The following is a 15,967-nucleotide window of genomic DNA, read 5'->3' on the forward strand; positions in this document are numbered from 1 at the left end:
ATGGGCGTATTGTCAGAGGAATACTCCACGATGATCACCGAGCGCCGAAGGCGACACCCGGGGATTCCTGCGGGCACGAGCTGCCTCAGGATTTCGTGGGCAATCACCTTGCGGAGAGCTGCCGTCAGCGGAGGAAAATATGGAATACCCGGAGCTGCGCACATACGCCAGCCAGCGCGTCGAAGAGCTTCTCAGTTCTCCCGCCGCCAAACGGCATCTAGCTAGCTACGGTTGGGTCGAAGGCATGCCCGTGGTGCTGGCCGACCCCACCGAGCGGGTCGACGACGTGATGGGATTTGTATCCATCCACGGCCGCGCAGTGCTTCTCGCGTTATGCGACACGGACAGCGAGCATTTGGAGCTGTGGCACATTACCATCCCCAGCCCCATTTTCACCAGAGTCGAGCCCTTGCGGCCCGAAACCACCTTGGCCGAACTATGCGTCAGGAACGACCGCAGCCGGCTTTCGCCATTCCGGGTATCTTTTTGGGCCCATAGCGCTGCGATCCACGAGGTGCCGTGCTTCGTCCGCACGGATGCATGCTGGGCTAGGACAGCGACGCCCGCAGAGCCGCATTAGGATCGGAAATTCAGGCGGTCCGCCGCTAGGATTCCTCGTAGCCCGCCGTGCGCGAGCCGAGGTCATCTTCGCCGACCAGGCGATGCACCGTGTCGAGCAGGTTCTGCACATCATCCACCCGCCCCTGCCAATAGGTGGAATCCAAGCCGAAACCCAGGCTGGCTTCCGCAGCCAATTTCTTGAATCCGTCGCGATGCGCTTCCAACGCACTGACGAGATCGTCCAGCTGGTCGCTTGTCAGCGACAAGGGAATGGCGGTCTGCCGACCCATCATGATCTCCTCGGTAATCCAATAGATTCATGTTCCCTTGGCATTGAGCACTGCAATCATCGTCACGCGCTGTGGCCAGGCGCCGCATTCCACCAGCGTGATGGAGTATCGAGGAGCCTGCATTTCGTTACCTGCGGAAAAGCTCGACGGGGAATATGAACGTTCTTCCCTAAAGTATAAGCATCAGGGGCGAAGCGCGGAACATTGGCGTATGTATGACTCGGCGCATCGCGCTTCCGAGGTCCCCAATCGTCTGGTTCCGGCATCCGGACAGCCTTGCCTGATGCCGCCGGATGGAGCCATCCTGCGGCTCGGGCGCATACCTGCCAGGATCGGACCCCTGCGGGGTGGCACCGTTGCCGCGGCCAAACCGCCTGTAGGCAGCTTGTACGGAATTCTCCGGAAAACGATGCCCCGCGGAGGATTCACGCGGCTTGGGCGTCCCGTTGCGCAATCTGGACGATGGCGTTGCTGATCAACGTTGCCAGCAGCTGCGGATCATAGAACTGATCGTCAACCCGGCGTCCGATGAGCATCCCGTCAAGCATGCGGAACAGGCAGATGGCGACATCCTGGGCATGGCGGCGTTGCGGCCCGGCTGCGGAGCCCAGCAGCGCGGCGAACCATTCGACGGTCGCTTCGAATGTCTCCTGCAGGACTCCTTCGAGCTCGCTGCGGCCTGCGTGGACGTGCTCGGCACGCTGCAGGAGCAGCAATAGGCTCATCGGCACCGCGCTCTGGCCGTGCTCCGAGCCCTTAAGCGATGGCAGGATGAACGAGCGGATCTGTTCGGCCCAGTGCTCGCCCGGGGGCAGCGCGAATTCCTTTTCGCGCAGCTGCTTCCACCCAGCGCAGGCGTTGGATATCACCGTGGACAGCAGCTCGTCCTTGTCCTTGAAAGACCAATACAGGGAGCTGGCGGGAAGCCCGGCACGTTCGCAGACCTTGGAGATGCTCACCCCGTCATATCCGGACTGGCCAATGACCTCCTGCGCAGCACGCAATAAGGCTTCACGCCCCGATTCCGCGTCTTCGGCGGATACCAGCACCGCCATCTGCGGCGGGGTCGGCGTGGATGGAGTGAGGTCATGGGTCTCGGCCAGCACCGGCAGCTGCTCTGCCACCGTGTCCAGAGCGGCGGCGATCATCCGGGTCAGCCGGGCGGTATCGGTGGTCCGCGGGCCGCGCAGCTTCAGGAAGCTGCCTTCGCGCTCGGCGACCGTGAAGTTCCCCATGAGCCGGGCCGCGTCCCGGCGTTGCGGCATGTTTTCCGGCAGCGTGCGCTCCCACCAGTCAGCCGTCCATTCGATGGCTTCTGCGCGGATTTGCAGGAAGCGGTCGCGGGCCGGGATCGGTTCTCCTGGTTTGGTCAGCGCCAGCTGGAGGCCTACGCGCCAGTACCCCATTTCGCCTTCGCCATTGGGCGAGTGCATGAGCTGCGAATACAAGTCGTGCGCACGCGAGGAGGACGGCGGGGTGTCCAGCCAGTTCGGCAGCCGCTGGGCCTGGGATCGGTAGGCGTGCTCGAGGGCGGCCGCGACCAGCTCCTCCTTGCCCGAATAGTGCCAGTAGATGGAGCTTGCGGATACGTTGCACGCCCTGCGCACCATGCTGAGGCTGGTTCCGGAGTACCCGTGGACCGCGACCAGTCGCATGGTCTTTTCAAGAATTCTGGTTCGGGTTTCTTCGCCCTGCAGGTTCTTTCGTTCTGTCTTGCGCTGTGCCAAACGTCTACTCGTTTCTCGATCCTGCCCGGTCCCCAACCCGAAATGATGGACTCTCGATATTCAAGTGAACCCCGCGCGAGGGAACCCTGCAAGGGCAGTCCCACTTTCGCACTCTCAAGGATCAATTAATCGCTTATCATCCCGTTGGAAACCACGAAGGACCGCCCCGACGCAGAAATGCGCGGAGCGGTCCTTCCAGAGTGCAGCAGCTAGCGCCCGACCTTGCCGAACAGCGAGGCCAGCGGGGCCAGCAGGATCGGCCGGGCGGCGAACCAGCCGCCGACGATGACCAGCAGCGAAGCGAAGAAGATCCAGAATCCGGTCCAGTTCACCGCGTCCCGCGCCGCGTACATGTGGTTCAGGTTGCGCAGCGCCCCGGTGGAGAAGACCAGGGCCACGTGCACCACGATGAATGCCACGAAGTAGAACATCACCGGCAGGTGGATCGCCCGGGCTACCTCGATCGGGTAGGCGCGCGACAGCTTCTCGGCCCTCGTAGGCCAGGCTCCGGACATCCGAAATCCCGTGATCGCGGCCAGCGGCGCGGCCAGGAAAATGGTCGCGAAGTAGGCCAGCACCTGCAGGCTGTTGTAATTCACCCAGCCGTTCTCGGTCGGCCAGTCCAGGGACAGGTACTGCAGCGCGGCCGAGAGCGCGTTCGGGAAGACTTCCCAGCTGGTCGGCACCACGCGCATCCACTGGCCGGTGGTCAGCAGCAGGATGACGAACACCGCGCCGTTGACCAGCCAGAGGATGTCGAGGAACTGGTGGAACCACAGGTTGATGCTGATCTTCTTGGGGTTCTTGCCGAATTTCGCGGTCCAGCTGGCTGGCGGGCGGCGCTGCGTGCGCACCTGCCATCCCGAACGGATGATCAGCACCATCAGGAAGATGTTGAAGAAGTGCTGCCATCCCATCCACGCCGGCAGCCCGACCGGAGCTCCTTCGGGCAAGTGGGTCTCTCCCGGGTAGCGGGCCAGGAAGGATTGCACCGAGTCCAGCGAGACCAGCCAGCGGGCAGCAAGCACCGCGGCGCCCAGCAGCACCAGCAGTCCCACGGCCAGCAGCAGCGTTTTGCCGCGGGCGGTGGCCCAGAGCTTGGCCAGGGCGCCGGGCGCGCTCGGAGCCGGCTTGGCCGGCGCCGCAGACGGCTTGGCGGCAGGCTGGGCCTGCGTCTTCGCCGCCGCGGGTTGCGGCGCGGCAGGGACCTGCGCTTGCTCCGGAGCCGGTGCAATAGGCGCGGCGGGTGCCGATTCCGCAGCGGCCGGGGTGCTTGCGGCACCCGGGCGCGGAAGCCCGCGACGTCCGGACGCGGCGGCCAGCGGCGCGGACACCGGCTCGGCGGGCTGCTCAGCCTGTTCAGCTGCCGCCGAAGCGGCCTGCTGCGCCGGAGCTTGGCCGGCCGCCGCCTGCGTGGCGCCTGTACGCGGCAACCCGCGGCGCACGCCGCCCGAGGCCGCCGGCGCCGGGGTGGCGGCAACGGGCTCGGCGGCCTGCTGGGGCTGTTCGTTTTCCTGCACCGGAGCCGGAGGCTGGGCCGGGGCGGCCCCGGGGGTGCGCGGTAGTCCCTGCCGTGCCATTAGTTAGCCCGCTTCCCCTCGATAGCCTCGACCAGCTGGGGAACCACCGTGAACAGGTCTCCGACCACGCCGAAGTCGGCGACGTCGAAGATCGGCGCCTCCGGGTCCTTGTTGATGGCGATGATGGTCTTGGAGGTCTGCATGCCGGCCCGGTGCTGGATGGCACCGGAGATTCCCAGCGCGATGTACAGCTGCGGGGCGACGGTGACGCCGGTCTGGCCCACCTGCATGGTCTGCGGCACGTAGCCGGCGTCCACTGCGGCGCGGGAAGCGCCAATGGCACCGCCCAGGGCGTCGGCCAGCGACTCGACCAGGGAGAAGTTCTCCCCCGAGCCCAGCCCGCGTCCGCCCGAGACCACGATGTCAGCTCCGCGCAGGTCGGGGCGCGAGGACTCGATAACCGCTTCTTCGCGGGAGGTGATCACGGCGTCTGGCGCGCCCGAGGGCTGCACGGCCAGCAGCTCGAGCTGGGCCGGCTGCGCGGTGGCGCGGGCCTCGCTGGAGCCCTGGCGCAGGGTGATGACCAGGGCGCCGGTGGTGGCTGCCGAATCAACCAGGTAGGCGCCGCCGTACACCGAGTGGTGCGCGATGATGCCTTCCTCGTCGCGGTCGATGCCCACGGTGTCCACGGCCAGCGCCAGGCAGGCGCGGGCGGCGAAACGCGCGGCGGCGTCGCGGCCGCGGATGGAGTTCGGGGCCAGCACCGCCTCGGGCTGCACCTGTGCGTAGGCGGCGGCCAGCGCATCTACCAAGGGCGCGATGACCGCGTTGCCGGCGGCCGCGGAGTCGGCGACCAGTACGCGCGTCGCGCCCAGTTCAGCCAGCTCCTGCGACAGGCGCTCGGCCTGTGCGGCGGGGGCCAGGGCCAGCGCCACGGCGCTGCCCACCGAGGCGGCCGCGCCGAGAAGTTCGCCCGCGCCTGCGCGCAGCTGCCCCTCCGGCGAGGTGTCCACCAGGACCAGGATCGGGTTCCCGGAATTGCTGCTCATCTTAATGCCCCTTGATCAGTTGGTTCTTGGCCAGGAATTCGGCGATCTGCTCGCCGGCGTCGCCTTCGTCGACGATCCGCGTACCGGCGCTGCGCGCCGGGCGGGCGGCGGCGGAGATCACGATGGACCGCGCTTCCTCTTCGCCCGGGGCCACGCCCAGGGCCTGCAGGTCCAAGGTCTCGAACGGCTTCTTCTTGGCCGCCATGATGCCCTTGAAGTTCGGGAAGCGGGCATCCGGCAGCGCCTCGGTGATGGAGATGACGGCCGGCAGGTCGGCGCTGGCTTCGTAGCGCTCCACGTCGGTGTTGACCTGGCCTGCCACGGTCAGCTCGTCGATTTGCACGCTGGACAGCGCCGCTAGCCCGGCCACGCCGAGCAGTTCGGCCAGCATGGACGGCAGTGCGCCGCCTCCGCCATCCGTGGACACGTTGCCGGCGATCACCAGGTCGAACCCGATCTGCTTGGCCGCGGCGGCGATCACCTGGGCGGTCAGCGTCAGGTCCGCGCCGAGCAGCGCGGGATCCTGCACGTGCACCGCGCGGTCCGCGCCCATGGCCAGGCCCTTGCGCAGGGTGGTCGGCAGGCTGCCTTCCGGACCCACGCTCAGCAGCACCACTTCGGTGCCCGGCTGCGCTTCGCGGTGGCGCAATGCCACCTCCAGTGCGCGCTCGGTGATCTCGTCGAGCACCGGCTCGGCGTTCGCGCGCTTCAGCAGCCCGGTTTCCAGATCTATGGCGCGTTCGCCGTAGGTGTCCGGGACTTCCTTCATCAAGACGATGACTCTCATGTGTTCCCTCTATCTAGCTGTCGTGGCGCTGCAGCGCCCCGGTCTGCGGCTGTGCTTAGCCGAAGACCGCCAATCCGTCGGCGATTACCGTACGGTCGGCCACTGCGGCCTCGAATCGTCCGTTGTCCCAGGTCTTGACCTCGATGCGGTCCCCGGGGAAAACGACCCCGGAGAAGCGTCCGCCGAATTGAACCAGGTCCGCCGGGTGCGCCCCGGCCAGTTCGGCCAGCGGCAGCGTGGTTGCGGCCAGCGAGGACAGCCCGTGCAGGATCGGGCGGTCCTGCCCGATGCGCTTGGCTGCCTGCGGATCGATGTGGATGTGGTGCTTGTCCCCCAGCAGCCGGTAGAGCGCGGCCTGGTTAGGCGCGGTCTGCATGCTGGCGGTGCCCGTGGCCGGGGTTTCGGGGGCGGCGGCGCGGGCCGGGCCGCGATCGCCGTCGAAACCGCCGAAGCCGGGGGCGAAGATCTGCCAGGTGGCCTGGAAGTAGTCGCATTCGACGATGATGTTGAAGACGGCGGCGCCGCCCTTGTCCCAGACCTCGCCCACGCGGGCGTTCAGCGCCAGCTCCCCGCTGCGCGGCAGCGGCTTGGAGACCAGCAGCTCCTGGGCCCCGTGCACGGCGCGGTTGTCGAAGGCGCCGCGGTCGGCCAGCAGGTCCGGGGCCCACTGGGCCAGGGTCAGGCCGAAGGACGGCAGCACGCGCAGCCGGTCCTCGAAGATCAGGTCGAGGTCGGTGGGCCGGGCGCCGACGGCGAGCGCGTACAGGATCGCCTGGTCCTGGGTGTAGCCGACGGTCTTCTCGCCCAGATGCTGGCCGGCCCAGGCGCCGGCGGTCATCGGGTCTACTCCTGCGGTGCTCATGATCCGTACACCGGTTCCGGGACGGCGGCCTGGGCCAGCAGCTGCTCGATCTGGGCGCCGACGGCCGCGGCCTCCCAGCGGGCTCCGGAGTCGACCTGCGGGCCGTGGTTCCAGCCTTCCTCGATGCATACGCGGCCGCCTTCGACCTCGATGACGCGGCCGGTGACTTCACTGCCGGCGCTGGCCAGCCAGGCCACGACCGGGGAGACGTTGGCCGGGTTCATGGCGTCGAAGCCCTCTTCCGGGGCGGCCATGGTCTCGCCGAAGGCGTCTTCGGTCATGCGGGTGCGGGCGGCCGGGGCGATGGCGTTCACGTTGACGCCGTAGCGGGCCAGTTCATGGGCGGCGACCAGGGTCAAGCCGGTGATGCCCGCCTTGGCGGCCGAGTAGCTGGCCTGTCCGACGCTGCCCTTCAGGCCTGCGCCGGAGGTGGTGTTGATGACGCGGGCCTGCGGGGTGCGCCCGGCCTTGGCCTCGTCGCGCCAGTACTTGGAGGCGTGGCGCAGCGGGGCGAAGTGGCCCTTGAGGTGCACGCGGATGACCGCGTCCCATTCCTCTTCGGTGGTGTTCACCAGCATGCGGTCGCGCACGAATCCGGCGTTGTTGACCAGGATGTCCAGCCGGCCGTAGGTGTCGATGGCCTGCTGCACCATGGCGCCGGCCTGCTCGAAGTTCGCCACATCGGCTCCGTTGGCCACGGCCTGCCCGCCCTCGGCGCGGATGGCCGCGACCACTTCGTGGGCCGGGTTCGCCGGGTCGATGGCGCCGCCCAGGGTGGTGCCGAAGTCGTTGACCACGACCATCGCTCCCTGGCGGGCCAGTTCTAGTGCATGTTCGCGTCCGAGTCCGCGGCCTGCGCCGGTCACGATGGCGACGCGGCCGCTCAAAATGCCAGTCATGGGCTTTTTCCTTTTCGTCGATGTGGTGCTTATGGATTGCCAGTGTACCTGAAACCAAGCAAGTGCTAGGGTAACAAACAAGCAAACGTTTGGTACAGGGAGGTCCCAATGTCGATCACTTCAGCAATGCACTCCAACGGAGTCCGCGTCATCACCATGAACTACCCGACGGTCAACGCGCTGCCGGTCGCCGGATGGTTCGGCGTCGCGGACGCCATGAACGAAGCCACCAAGGACGCCAAGACCCGCGCGGTCATCCTGCGCGCCGAGGGCCGCGGCTTCAACGCCGGCGTGGACATCAAGGAAATGCAGTCCACCGAGGACTTCAACGCCATCCTCGGCGCCAACCGCGGCTGCTTCGCCGCATTCAAGTCCATCTACGAGTGCGCGGTGCCGGTCATCGCCGCGGTCAACGGCTTCTGCCTGGGCGGCGGCGTGGGCCTGGTGGGCAACGCGGACACCATCGTGGCCAGCGACACCGCCTACTTCGGCGTGCCGGAGGTGGACCGCGGCGCGCTGGGCGCAGCCACCCATCTGGCCCGGCTGGTCCCGGCCCACATGCTGCGCACCTTGTACTTCACCAGCAAGAACATCAGCGCCCAGCGCCTGGCGGAGCTGGGCTCCGTAGCCGAGGTGGTCAGCGCCGACAAGCTCGACGAGACCGCGTTCTCCTACGCCAACGAGATCGCCGCCAAGGACCCGCGCGTCATCCGCGCGGCCAAGGAGGCGCTGAACTGCATCGACCCGATCGACGTGAACCGCAGCTACCGCTTCGAGCAGGGCTTCACCTTCGAGCTGAACCTCGGCGGCGTCGCCGACGAGCTGCGCGACGACTTCGTCGCCACCGGAGCCTAGGCATGACCGGCAAGGTCATCGCGGCGCAGTCGCTGCAGGGCTTGTTCCAGGACGGGATGACCATCGGCATCGGTGGCTGGGGGTCCCGGCGCAAGCCCATGGCCCTGGTCGCCGCGCTGGTGCGCTCCGGAGCCAAGGACCTGCGCATCGTCAGCTTCGGCGGCCCGGACGTCGGCACGCTGTGCGCCACCGGGCAGGTGCGCGAGGTCGTCCACGGGTTCGTCACCCTGGATTCCATCGCAGTTGACCCGCACTTCGCGGCCGCCCGCCAATCCGGGGCCATCGCCACCACGGAACTTGACGAATCGATGCTGGTCTCCGGGCTGCGCGCGGCCGGCCGGCGCCTGCCCTTCGAGGTCACCCGCACCGGACTGGGCTCGGACGTGCTGACAGTCAACCCGCAGATCCGCACCATCACCTCACCCTACGAGGACGGCGAAACGCTGGTGGCGATGCCTGCGGTGCCGCTGGATCTGGCGCTGATCCACCTGAACCGCGCCGACGCGCTGGGCAACGGGCAGTGCCTGGGCCCCGACCCCTACGTGGACGACCTGTTCGCCCGGGCCGCCGCGCGCACCGTCCTCAGCGCCGAATCGGTGGTTAGCACCCGGGAACTGACCGAGGGCGCGCACCCTTCCACGCTGCTGCTGAACCGCACCATGGTGGACCACGTCTACGAGGCCCCCGGCGGCGCCCACTTCACCACCTGCCTGCCGGCGTACCCGCGCAACGAGGAGCTGCAGCGCGAGTACGCCCGCGCGGCGTCCGATCCCGCACTGTGGGAGCGCTACCGCGCCGGGTATCTGGAAAATGAGACCATCTGGCGGAAGGAGGCCGTACATGCCTGAGACCCTGAGCACCGCCACCCGCGCGGAGATCGCCGTGGCAGCCTGCAGCGACCTGTTCCGCGGGCAGCACGACATCCTCGCCAGCCCGGCCGGCATCATTCCCACGCTCGGCGCCCGGCTGGCCGCGCTGACCCACGCGCCCTCGCTCATGCTCAGCGACGGCGAGTCCACCATCTACGGGGACGTCCCGGCCCTGGGCGGGGTAAGCGAGTTCAGCGCCGGCTACCTGCCCTACCGCGAGCTCTTCGAGCTGATCGCCGCCGGCAAGCGCCATGTGGTGATGGGCGGAGCGCAGATCGACCGGGAGGGAAACCACAACTTCTCGGCCATTGGGGACCACTTCCAGCCGCACCGCCAGCTGCTCGGCTCCCGGGCCGCGGCCACCAACACCATCAACCACGCCACCAGCTACTGGATCGCCCGGCAGTCCACGCGCAGCTTCGTGCGCGACGTCGACTTCGTGACCGGGGTCGGCGCGAACCGCGCCAAGGCCGCCGGCCCCGGGGCGGCGCGCTTCCACCACGTGCACCGGGTGGTCACCAACCTCGGAGTCTACGACTTCAGCGGGCCGGGCGGCACCATGGCGCTGCTCAGCCTGCACCCCGGGGTTCCCCTGGACGAGGTGCTGGACGCAACCGGCTTCGAGCTGCACGTGCCGGAAACGATCCCTGCCACCCGCCTGCCCGACGAGCAGGAGCTTCGACTGATTCGCGAGGTCCTGGACCCCGCCCACCGCAGAGAACAAGAGGTCAGCCCTTGAGCACCACGAACCGCATCCGCACCTCCCTGACCGAGCTCACCGGAATCCAGCATCCAGTGGTGCAGACCGGCATGGGCTGGGTCGCCGGGCCAAGCCTGGTCACCGCCACCGCCGAGGCCGGCGGCCTGGGCATCCTCGCCTCGGCGACCATGACCTACGACGAGCTTGAAAAGGCCATCGTGGAGACCAAGTCCCGCACCGACAAGCCCTTCGGCGTCAATCTGCGCGCCGATGCGGCCGACGCGATGGACCGGGTGAATCTGCTAATCAAGTACGGCGTGAAGGTCGCCTCCTTCGCACTGGCGCCCAAGCGCGAGCTGATCGACAAGCTCAAGGAAAACGACGCGGTGGTCATCCCCTCGGTCGGCCTGCCGCGCCATGCGGAGAAGGTCGCCTCCTGGGGCGCCGACGCGGTGATGATCCAGGGCGGCGAGGGCGGCGGCCACACCGGCGCCACCCCGACCACCCTGCTGCTGCCCACCGTGCTGGACGCGGTGGACATCCCGGTGATCGCGGCCGGCGGATTCTTCGACGGGCGCGGCCTGGCCGCCGCGCTGTCCTACGGCGCGGCCGGCATCGGCATGGGCACCCGCTTCCTGCTCACCAGCGACAGCGCCGTGCCCGAGCTCATCAAGAAGCGCTACCTCGAATTCGGGCTGGACGGCACCGTGGTGACCACCAAGGCCGACGGCATGCCGCACCGCCTGCTGCGCACCGAGTTCATCGACAGCCTGGAATCCGGCTCGCCGCTGGGCCGAATGCTGGGCACCGCGCGGCGCACCCTGCAGTTCAAGGAGCTTTCCGGGCAGTCCTGGCTGGGACTGGCCCGCGACGGACTGCGCATGAAGCGCAGCACCGGACGCAGCTGGGGCCAGATGATGCTCGCCGCCAACACCCCGATGCTGCTCAAGGCAGGTCTGGTCAATGGCGATACGCAGGCAGGCATGCTGGCTTCCGGGCAGGTAGTCGGCGTCATCGACGACCTGCCGACCTGCGAGCAGCTTGTGGACCGCATCATCGATGACGCGGTTGAACGCCTTTCGGTGCTTCCGGGCTTCGTGCAGAACAGCAAGGATGCCCTCGCGTAGGACAGTCCCTCAGGCCATGCAGCCCGCCGTGCGGGCAGCGAGTTTTCGCTGCCGGCACGGCGGTTTCTGCGTGCCGCCGCGTCCGCGCGGCAGTTCCAGCGACCGGACCGCGGGATGCGCGCCCTGGAATCACTCGAATTCTGGCAGGGCCCGATAGTTCTTGCCAGGCGATTCGACATGTTTGCGCCAGTGCAGCGCACCCTGGATTCGAAAAACAATTACCAGCCCGCTGAGGGAACCAGTCCGACTTTGTCGCGAAGCTCCGGGCGCTTTGCATGGGAGATCCCCGGCGCGAACTTCACCGTCCACCGGAACATTCACGTGGGGCTTCGCGCAAGTTCCTCGAAAAGTGGACTACTTTTTCCCATGGTATTTCTTGGACACTGCGCAGCATCGCGAATCCACGCCGAAACCTGCGTTGGCGAGGTGTGCGCCGTGACTGATGTGGCCGCTCGGAAAGATACAAACAAGGTGGAGCCAGTACACATGCCGGTTGCCATGATTGGAGCCAAGGAATCCGTCACCGATGCCATGGGCCTGGTGTGAATGCGCGGGAAAACGGTCCTCGTGGCCATCATCGACCCAGCTTCCGATGAGCTCAAGCTACTGAGTTGCCAGGCCCAATCAGGCATTGAAAACCGTTGACGTTGAAGCGGATGCCATGCAGATCGGATCGCTGTTCGCGCGAGCCGAGCTCGAAGTCATGCTCACCTGCCGGGTGAAGTATCGGAAGCACAGCGCAGTCGCGCATCTGGTCCCGAGTTTCCGGGTACGCCGGCACCAGGATGCCGCAATACGTGCGGCGGCTCGCCATCTAGTCCGACACGGCCATTGCGGAGCGTCGGTACGCCGCCCGCGCATGATTGAGGCCGTTCCATCAAGATGGAACGGCCTCAACTCTTGTGCCAAGCAATCCTGCTCCGGAAAGCTCGGACGCCGCGAATACAGCTGGCAACTCGAATCGCCCTTTCGACTATCAATATGGACTGCCCGTCATTTGGGAGGGAAGCGCCTCGACGAATTACCTGAAGCATCATTGACTCCGGAGGAATTTTCGCCTTGCGCAAGCCGGCGCACACAGCTCAAAAGCTCCTGGACTTCCTCGGCCCGCCCATTCCAGTATCCGGAACCCAGACCGAAGCCGTTGGCGGCTTGGCCGGCGATGCGGCGCAAGCCGTCACGATGCGCTTCCAGCGCGGTTGTCAGGTCGTCATATTGATCCGTTGTCAGGGACAGTGACAAGTTGTAGTTTTTGCTTTCGCATCCATCCATTGTTCACTCCTCGCTGGTCCAAACGTTCAACGGTCGTCCCGAGACTACGCTTCAATACACCGATCTTCGATGCATCCAAGGTTTCATTCAGACTTCGTGCCCGTCTGGCCATGGTCGAGATGGCAGCTGGAAAAGCCCCGCACGCGGCTACCGCGGGGGTCAACGTGAATTCTTGACGTCCCGGAACTCCTCGATGGCTCCGTTGTAGCGCCGCAGCAGTTCGGCAAAAGTGTTGACGTCCTCCGCCGACCAGTCTGCAGTGATGGCGTCGAGGTCCTGGATATATCCGTCACGGTCGGTTTCCAGCATGTCGCGGCCATGCGAGGTCATCGTCAGCTTTCGGGCGGCGCTTCCGTTCGGGTCCAAGCCCCGCTCCAGCAACCCGTCGCGCACAATCGCGGCCACTTGCCGCTGCAAGGTCGAGGCGTCCAGACGCAGCGCGGAGCTCAGCTCGCCGATCGTCATCGGCCCGCGCGCATCGATGTGGCTCAGGATCAGGTACGCGCTGCGGTCCAATCCGTTTCCCCGCCGATGCTGCGCCACGAAATAGCGGCTGAGAAGCATCTGCTCGTACTCGATATCTGCAGTGTGTCGCTTGATGGTATTCACGCCCTTTCAGGCCTTCCATCGTACCCCGGAATGTGTATTATGAATACTGTATGTATCTTACACATCACCCTGAAAGGACCCCTTGACGCATCGCGCCAAAAAATCCGCCACTCGTCCGGGAACCGCCGTCGGCATCCTGGCAACTGCCGGCATCGCTTCTGCACTGACGCAGACGATGGTTGCGCCCCTGATCCCGCAACTGCCCGAGATCTTCAATACCTCCGCCGACAACACCGCTTGGATCGTGACGGCCACGCTGCTCGCCGGAGCGGTGGCTGTCCCGATTTCCGGACGCCTGGGTGACCTCTTCGGCAAGCGCCGGATGATCCTGATCCTCGCTCTGCCTTTGATTCTCGGCGGATTGGTCTGCGCCTTCGCCCCCAACGTCACGATCATGATCATCGGCCGCGCCCTGCAGGGCTTCGGTTCGGGCATGATCCCGCTGGGCATCGCCATGCTGCGCGACCTCGTGCCCAAGGAACAGCTCTCCTCCGCCATCGCCACTGTCAGCGCCACCCTGGGAGCTGGCGGCGCCATCGGGCTGCCGATTTCCGCCGCGGTCATCGAATTCTCCGATTGGCGCGCATTGTTCGTCGGCGGCTCCGTGGTCACCTTGATCGTCGCATTGCTGATCTGGAAGTTCATCCCGGGCATGAAGGCCGGAGCCGCCGGCCAGCGCTTCGACTGGCTCGGCGCCATCGGCCTGTCCACGGGCATCCTGGCGCTGATGCTGGCCATCTCCAAGGGCTCTTTCTGGGGCTGGGCCTCGCCGCTGACCCTGTGCCTCTTCGGCCTGTCGCTGCTGGCGCTGGTCTTCTGGGGCTTCTGGGAGCTGCGGACCACCGACCCCCTGGTTGACCTGCGCACCGCGGTCATCCCCCGCGTATTGCTGACCAACATCGCCTCGATCTTCGTCGGCTTCGGCATGTACGTCAGCATGCTGCTCATGCCGCAGATCCTGCAGCTGCCATCCAGCACCGGATACGGCTTGGGCCAGTCCGTTTTGGCCGCCGGTCTGTGGGTCGCCCCGGCCGGCTTCATGATGCTGATCCTCTCGCCGGTGGGCGGCAAGCTCTCCGACAAGCTGGGCGCCAAGTTCACGCTGATGCTGGGCATCTCCATCCTGGCCGTCGGCTACGTGGTGGGCCTGTGGGGCATGGGAAGCACCTGGGGCCTGCTGCTCACCGCGACCCTGGTCAACAGCGGCGTGGCCTTCGCCTACGGAGCCATGCCGTCGATCATCATGAGCTCGGTGCCGCGCAGCGAAACCGCCGCGGCCAACGGCTTCAACACGCTAATGCGTTCGGTGGGCACCACCGCCAGCGCCGCGGTCATCGGCCTGGTGCTGGCCCAGATGTCCACCGACTTCCATGGCGCCATGATCCCGACCGAGCAGGGTTTCCGCACGGCACTGCTGCTCGGCGCCGGGTTCTCCGTGGCCGCCGTGATCCTGGCCGGCTTCATTCCGAAGAACCCGCCGCATGGCGAGCTGGAACCTGTCGACGTTCCGTTGTCGGTCAACGCCAAGTAGTTCCCCGGGCAGTGCCGATGCCCTGCATAGGGCAGGCACAGTTCCGGGTCCTACAGTTATAAGTACCTCATAAAGGTGCGAGTGATGATCGAAAAGATCCCCGCCGGGTCTACCCGGCGGGGATCTTTGGTTAATGGGCTTGCGGGCCGAAGGCTAGAGCCGCTCGATGATCGTGACGTTAGCCTGGCCGCCACCCTCGCACATCGTTTGCAGGCCGTAGCGGCCGCCGGTGCGTTCCAGCTCATTGAGCAGCGTGGTCATCAGCCGGGTGCCGGTGGCGCCGATCGGGTGGCCCAGGGCGATGCCGCCGCCGTTGACGTTGACCTTCTCGCGGTCGATACCCAGCTCGTCCATCCAAGCCAGCACGACCGGGGCGAAGGCCTCGTTGCATTCGAACAGGTCGATCTCGTCCACGCCCATGCCTGCGCGCTCCAGCGCATACTTCGTTGCGCGGATCGGGCCGGTGAGCATCCACACCGGGTCGTCGGCGCGCACCGACATGTGGTGGATGCGGGCACGCGGGGTCAGCCCGTGCTCTTCCACCGCCTTCTTGGAGGCGATCAGCACGGCGCTGGCACCGTCGCAGATCTGCGAGGCCACAGCGGCGGTCAGCCGGCCGTCCTCGGTGAGCGTGTTCAGCGTCGCCATCTTTTCCAGCGTGGTGCCGCGGCGGATGGTCTCGTCCTGCTCCAGGCCGTTCAGCGGAACAACCTGCGAGTCGAAGCGGCCCTCGTCCACGGCGGCGGCTGCGCGCTCATGGCTTTCCAGCGCGAACTGCTCCATGCGCTCACGGGTGATGTCCCACTTCTCGGCGATCATCTCCGCCCCGTGGAACTGCGAGACCTCCTGGTCGCCGTAGCGGGCGACCCAGCCAGGGGACTCGGCGAAGGGCGTGGTGAATCCGAACTCGGCGCCGGCGATCATGGCCGCAGAGATCGGGATCTTGGACATGTTCTGCACACCGCCGGCGATGATCAAATCTGCGGTGCCGGACATGACGCCCTGCGCCGCGAAGTGCACCGCCTGCTGGCTGGAACCGCACTGGCGGTCGATGGTCACGCCCGGCACATGGTCCGGCAGCCCGGCCACCAGCCATGCGGTGCGGGCGATGTCGCCGGCCTGGGAGCCCAGGGTGTCGGTGCATCCGAAGATCACGTCGTCCACCGCGCCGGGGTCGATGCCGGTGCGCTCGACCAGCGCCGAGATCACGTGGGCACCCAGGTCGGCCGAGTGGATTTCGGCCAGCGAACCGCCGCGGCGGCCCACCGGGGTGCGCACGGCGTCAATAATGTAAGCCTCAGTCATCTGT

17 protein-coding genes are annotated in these 15,967 nt (G+C 66.7%); 7 read left to right on the forward strand and 10 right to left on the reverse strand.

What is annotated here, in order from left to right; all coding sequences use genetic code 11:
• Positions 1 to 139 precede the first annotated feature (139 nt).
• Entirely contained in the window at positions 140 to 580 is a 441-nt protein-coding gene (locus DFO58_RS17150; RefSeq protein WP_113607380.1) for a hypothetical protein, read from the forward strand.
• A 25-nt stretch (positions 581 to 605) separates the two neighbouring features.
• On the opposite strand, the gene DFO58_RS17155 is transcribed toward DFO58_RS17150, so the two are convergent.
• The 7 genes from DFO58_RS17155 to DFO58_RS17185 form a co-directional block, all read right to left on the reverse strand.
• Complete coding sequence (locus tag DFO58_RS17155) at positions 606 to 854, reverse strand: hypothetical protein (RefSeq protein ID WP_146956027.1); 249 nt, start codon at positions 852 to 854, stop codon at positions 606 to 608.
• A 422-nt stretch (positions 855 to 1,276) separates the two neighbouring features.
• Complete coding sequence (locus DFO58_RS17160; protein WP_120991823.1) at positions 1,277 to 2,578, reverse strand: TetR/AcrR family transcriptional regulator; 1,302 nt, start codon at positions 2,576 to 2,578, stop codon at positions 1,277 to 1,279.
• Positions 2,579 to 2,787: 209 nt separating this feature from the next.
• Positions 2,788 to 4,158: a cytochrome b/b6 domain-containing protein gene (locus DFO58_RS18845; protein WP_286163655.1), complete on the reverse strand. Its 1,371-nt coding sequence runs from the start codon at positions 4,156 to 4,158 to the stop codon at positions 2,788 to 2,790.
• Positions 4,158 to 5,147, reverse strand: coding sequence for an electron transfer flavoprotein subunit alpha/FixB family protein (locus DFO58_RS17170; protein ID WP_053799073.1), 990 nt, complete (start codon positions 5,145 to 5,147; stop codon positions 4,158 to 4,160). Before DFO58_RS17170 ends, DFO58_RS18845 begins: the two co-directional genes overlap by 1 nt.
• A gap of 1 nt (position 5,148) precedes the next feature.
• Positions 5,149 to 5,934, reverse strand: a complete 786-nt coding sequence (locus tag DFO58_RS17175) for an electron transfer flavoprotein subunit beta/FixA family protein (RefSeq protein WP_120991824.1) — start codon at positions 5,932 to 5,934, stop codon at positions 5,149 to 5,151.
• Between the two features lie 55 nt (positions 5,935 to 5,989).
• Positions 5,990 to 6,796: a MaoC/PaaZ C-terminal domain-containing protein gene (locus tag DFO58_RS17180; protein WP_120991825.1), complete on the reverse strand. Its 807-nt coding sequence runs from the start codon at positions 6,794 to 6,796 to the stop codon at positions 5,990 to 5,992.
• Positions 6,793 to 7,695, reverse strand: a complete 903-nt coding sequence (locus DFO58_RS17185) for an SDR family oxidoreductase (RefSeq protein ID WP_047120426.1) — start codon at positions 7,693 to 7,695, stop codon at positions 6,793 to 6,795. The genes DFO58_RS17180 and DFO58_RS17185 overlap by 4 nt, the downstream gene beginning before the upstream one ends.
• Positions 7,696 to 7,803: 108 nt before the next feature.
• On the opposite strand from DFO58_RS17185, the gene DFO58_RS17190 reads away from it, so the two are divergent.
• The 5 genes from DFO58_RS17190 (at position 7,804) to DFO58_RS17210 (ending at position 11,792) form a co-directional block, all read left to right on the forward strand.
• The gene (locus DFO58_RS17190) at positions 7,804 to 8,550 is read left to right on the forward strand and encodes an enoyl-CoA hydratase family protein (RefSeq protein WP_120991826.1); all 747 of its coding nucleotides are present in this window, start codon (positions 7,804 to 7,806) and stop codon (positions 8,548 to 8,550) included.
• Positions 8,551 to 8,552: 2 nt separating this feature from the next.
• Positions 8,553 to 9,398, forward strand: a complete 846-nt coding sequence (locus DFO58_RS17195; protein ID WP_047120428.1) for a CoA-transferase — start codon at positions 8,553 to 8,555, stop codon at positions 9,396 to 9,398.
• The gene (locus tag DFO58_RS17200) at positions 9,391 to 10,158 is read left to right on the forward strand and encodes a CoA-transferase (protein WP_053799076.1); all 768 of its coding nucleotides are present in this window, start codon (positions 9,391 to 9,393) and stop codon (positions 10,156 to 10,158) included. The genes DFO58_RS17195 and DFO58_RS17200 overlap by 8 nt, the downstream gene beginning before the upstream one ends.
• Positions 10,155 to 11,246: a nitronate monooxygenase gene (locus DFO58_RS17205; RefSeq protein WP_120991827.1), complete on the forward strand. Its 1,092-nt coding sequence runs from the start codon at positions 10,155 to 10,157 to the stop codon at positions 11,244 to 11,246. The genes DFO58_RS17200 and DFO58_RS17205 overlap by 4 nt, the downstream gene beginning before the upstream one ends.
• 114 nt (positions 11,247 to 11,360) lie before the next feature.
• Positions 11,361 to 11,792: a hypothetical protein gene (locus tag DFO58_RS17210; RefSeq protein WP_120991828.1), complete on the forward strand. Its 432-nt coding sequence runs from the start codon at positions 11,361 to 11,363 to the stop codon at positions 11,790 to 11,792.
• Between the two features lie 447 nt (positions 11,793 to 12,239).
• Here the strand turns inward: DFO58_RS17210 and DFO58_RS18345 are convergent, their stop codons facing one another.
• The gene (locus DFO58_RS18345) at positions 12,240 to 12,518 is read right to left on the reverse strand and encodes a hypothetical protein (RefSeq protein WP_146956024.1); all 279 of its coding nucleotides are present in this window, start codon (positions 12,516 to 12,518) and stop codon (positions 12,240 to 12,242) included.
• A gap of 159 nt (positions 12,519 to 12,677) precedes the next feature.
• Entirely contained in the window at positions 12,678 to 13,127 is a 450-nt protein-coding gene (locus tag DFO58_RS17220) for a MarR family transcriptional regulator (protein ID WP_231735873.1), read from the reverse strand.
• 82 nt (positions 13,128 to 13,209) lie between these two features.
• Here DFO58_RS17220 and DFO58_RS17225 point away from each other — a divergent pair, with 82 nt between their 5' ends.
• Positions 13,210 to 14,658, forward strand: coding sequence for an MFS transporter (locus tag DFO58_RS17225; protein WP_286163656.1), 1,449 nt, complete (start codon positions 13,210 to 13,212; stop codon positions 14,656 to 14,658).
• A 153-nt stretch (positions 14,659 to 14,811) separates the two neighbouring features.
• On the opposite strand, the gene DFO58_RS17230 is transcribed toward DFO58_RS17225, so the two are convergent.
• The gene (locus tag DFO58_RS17230) at positions 14,812 to 15,963 is read right to left on the reverse strand and encodes an acetyl-CoA C-acetyltransferase (RefSeq protein WP_120991829.1); all 1,152 of its coding nucleotides are present in this window, start codon (positions 15,961 to 15,963) and stop codon (positions 14,812 to 14,814) included.
• Positions 15,964 to 15,967: the final 4 nt, after the last annotated feature.

The organism is Arthrobacter sp. AG1021 (assembly GCF_003633665.1).
In the GTDB taxonomy this organism is placed as follows: domain Bacteria; phylum Actinomycetota; class Actinomycetes; order Actinomycetales; family Micrococcaceae; genus Glutamicibacter; species Glutamicibacter soli.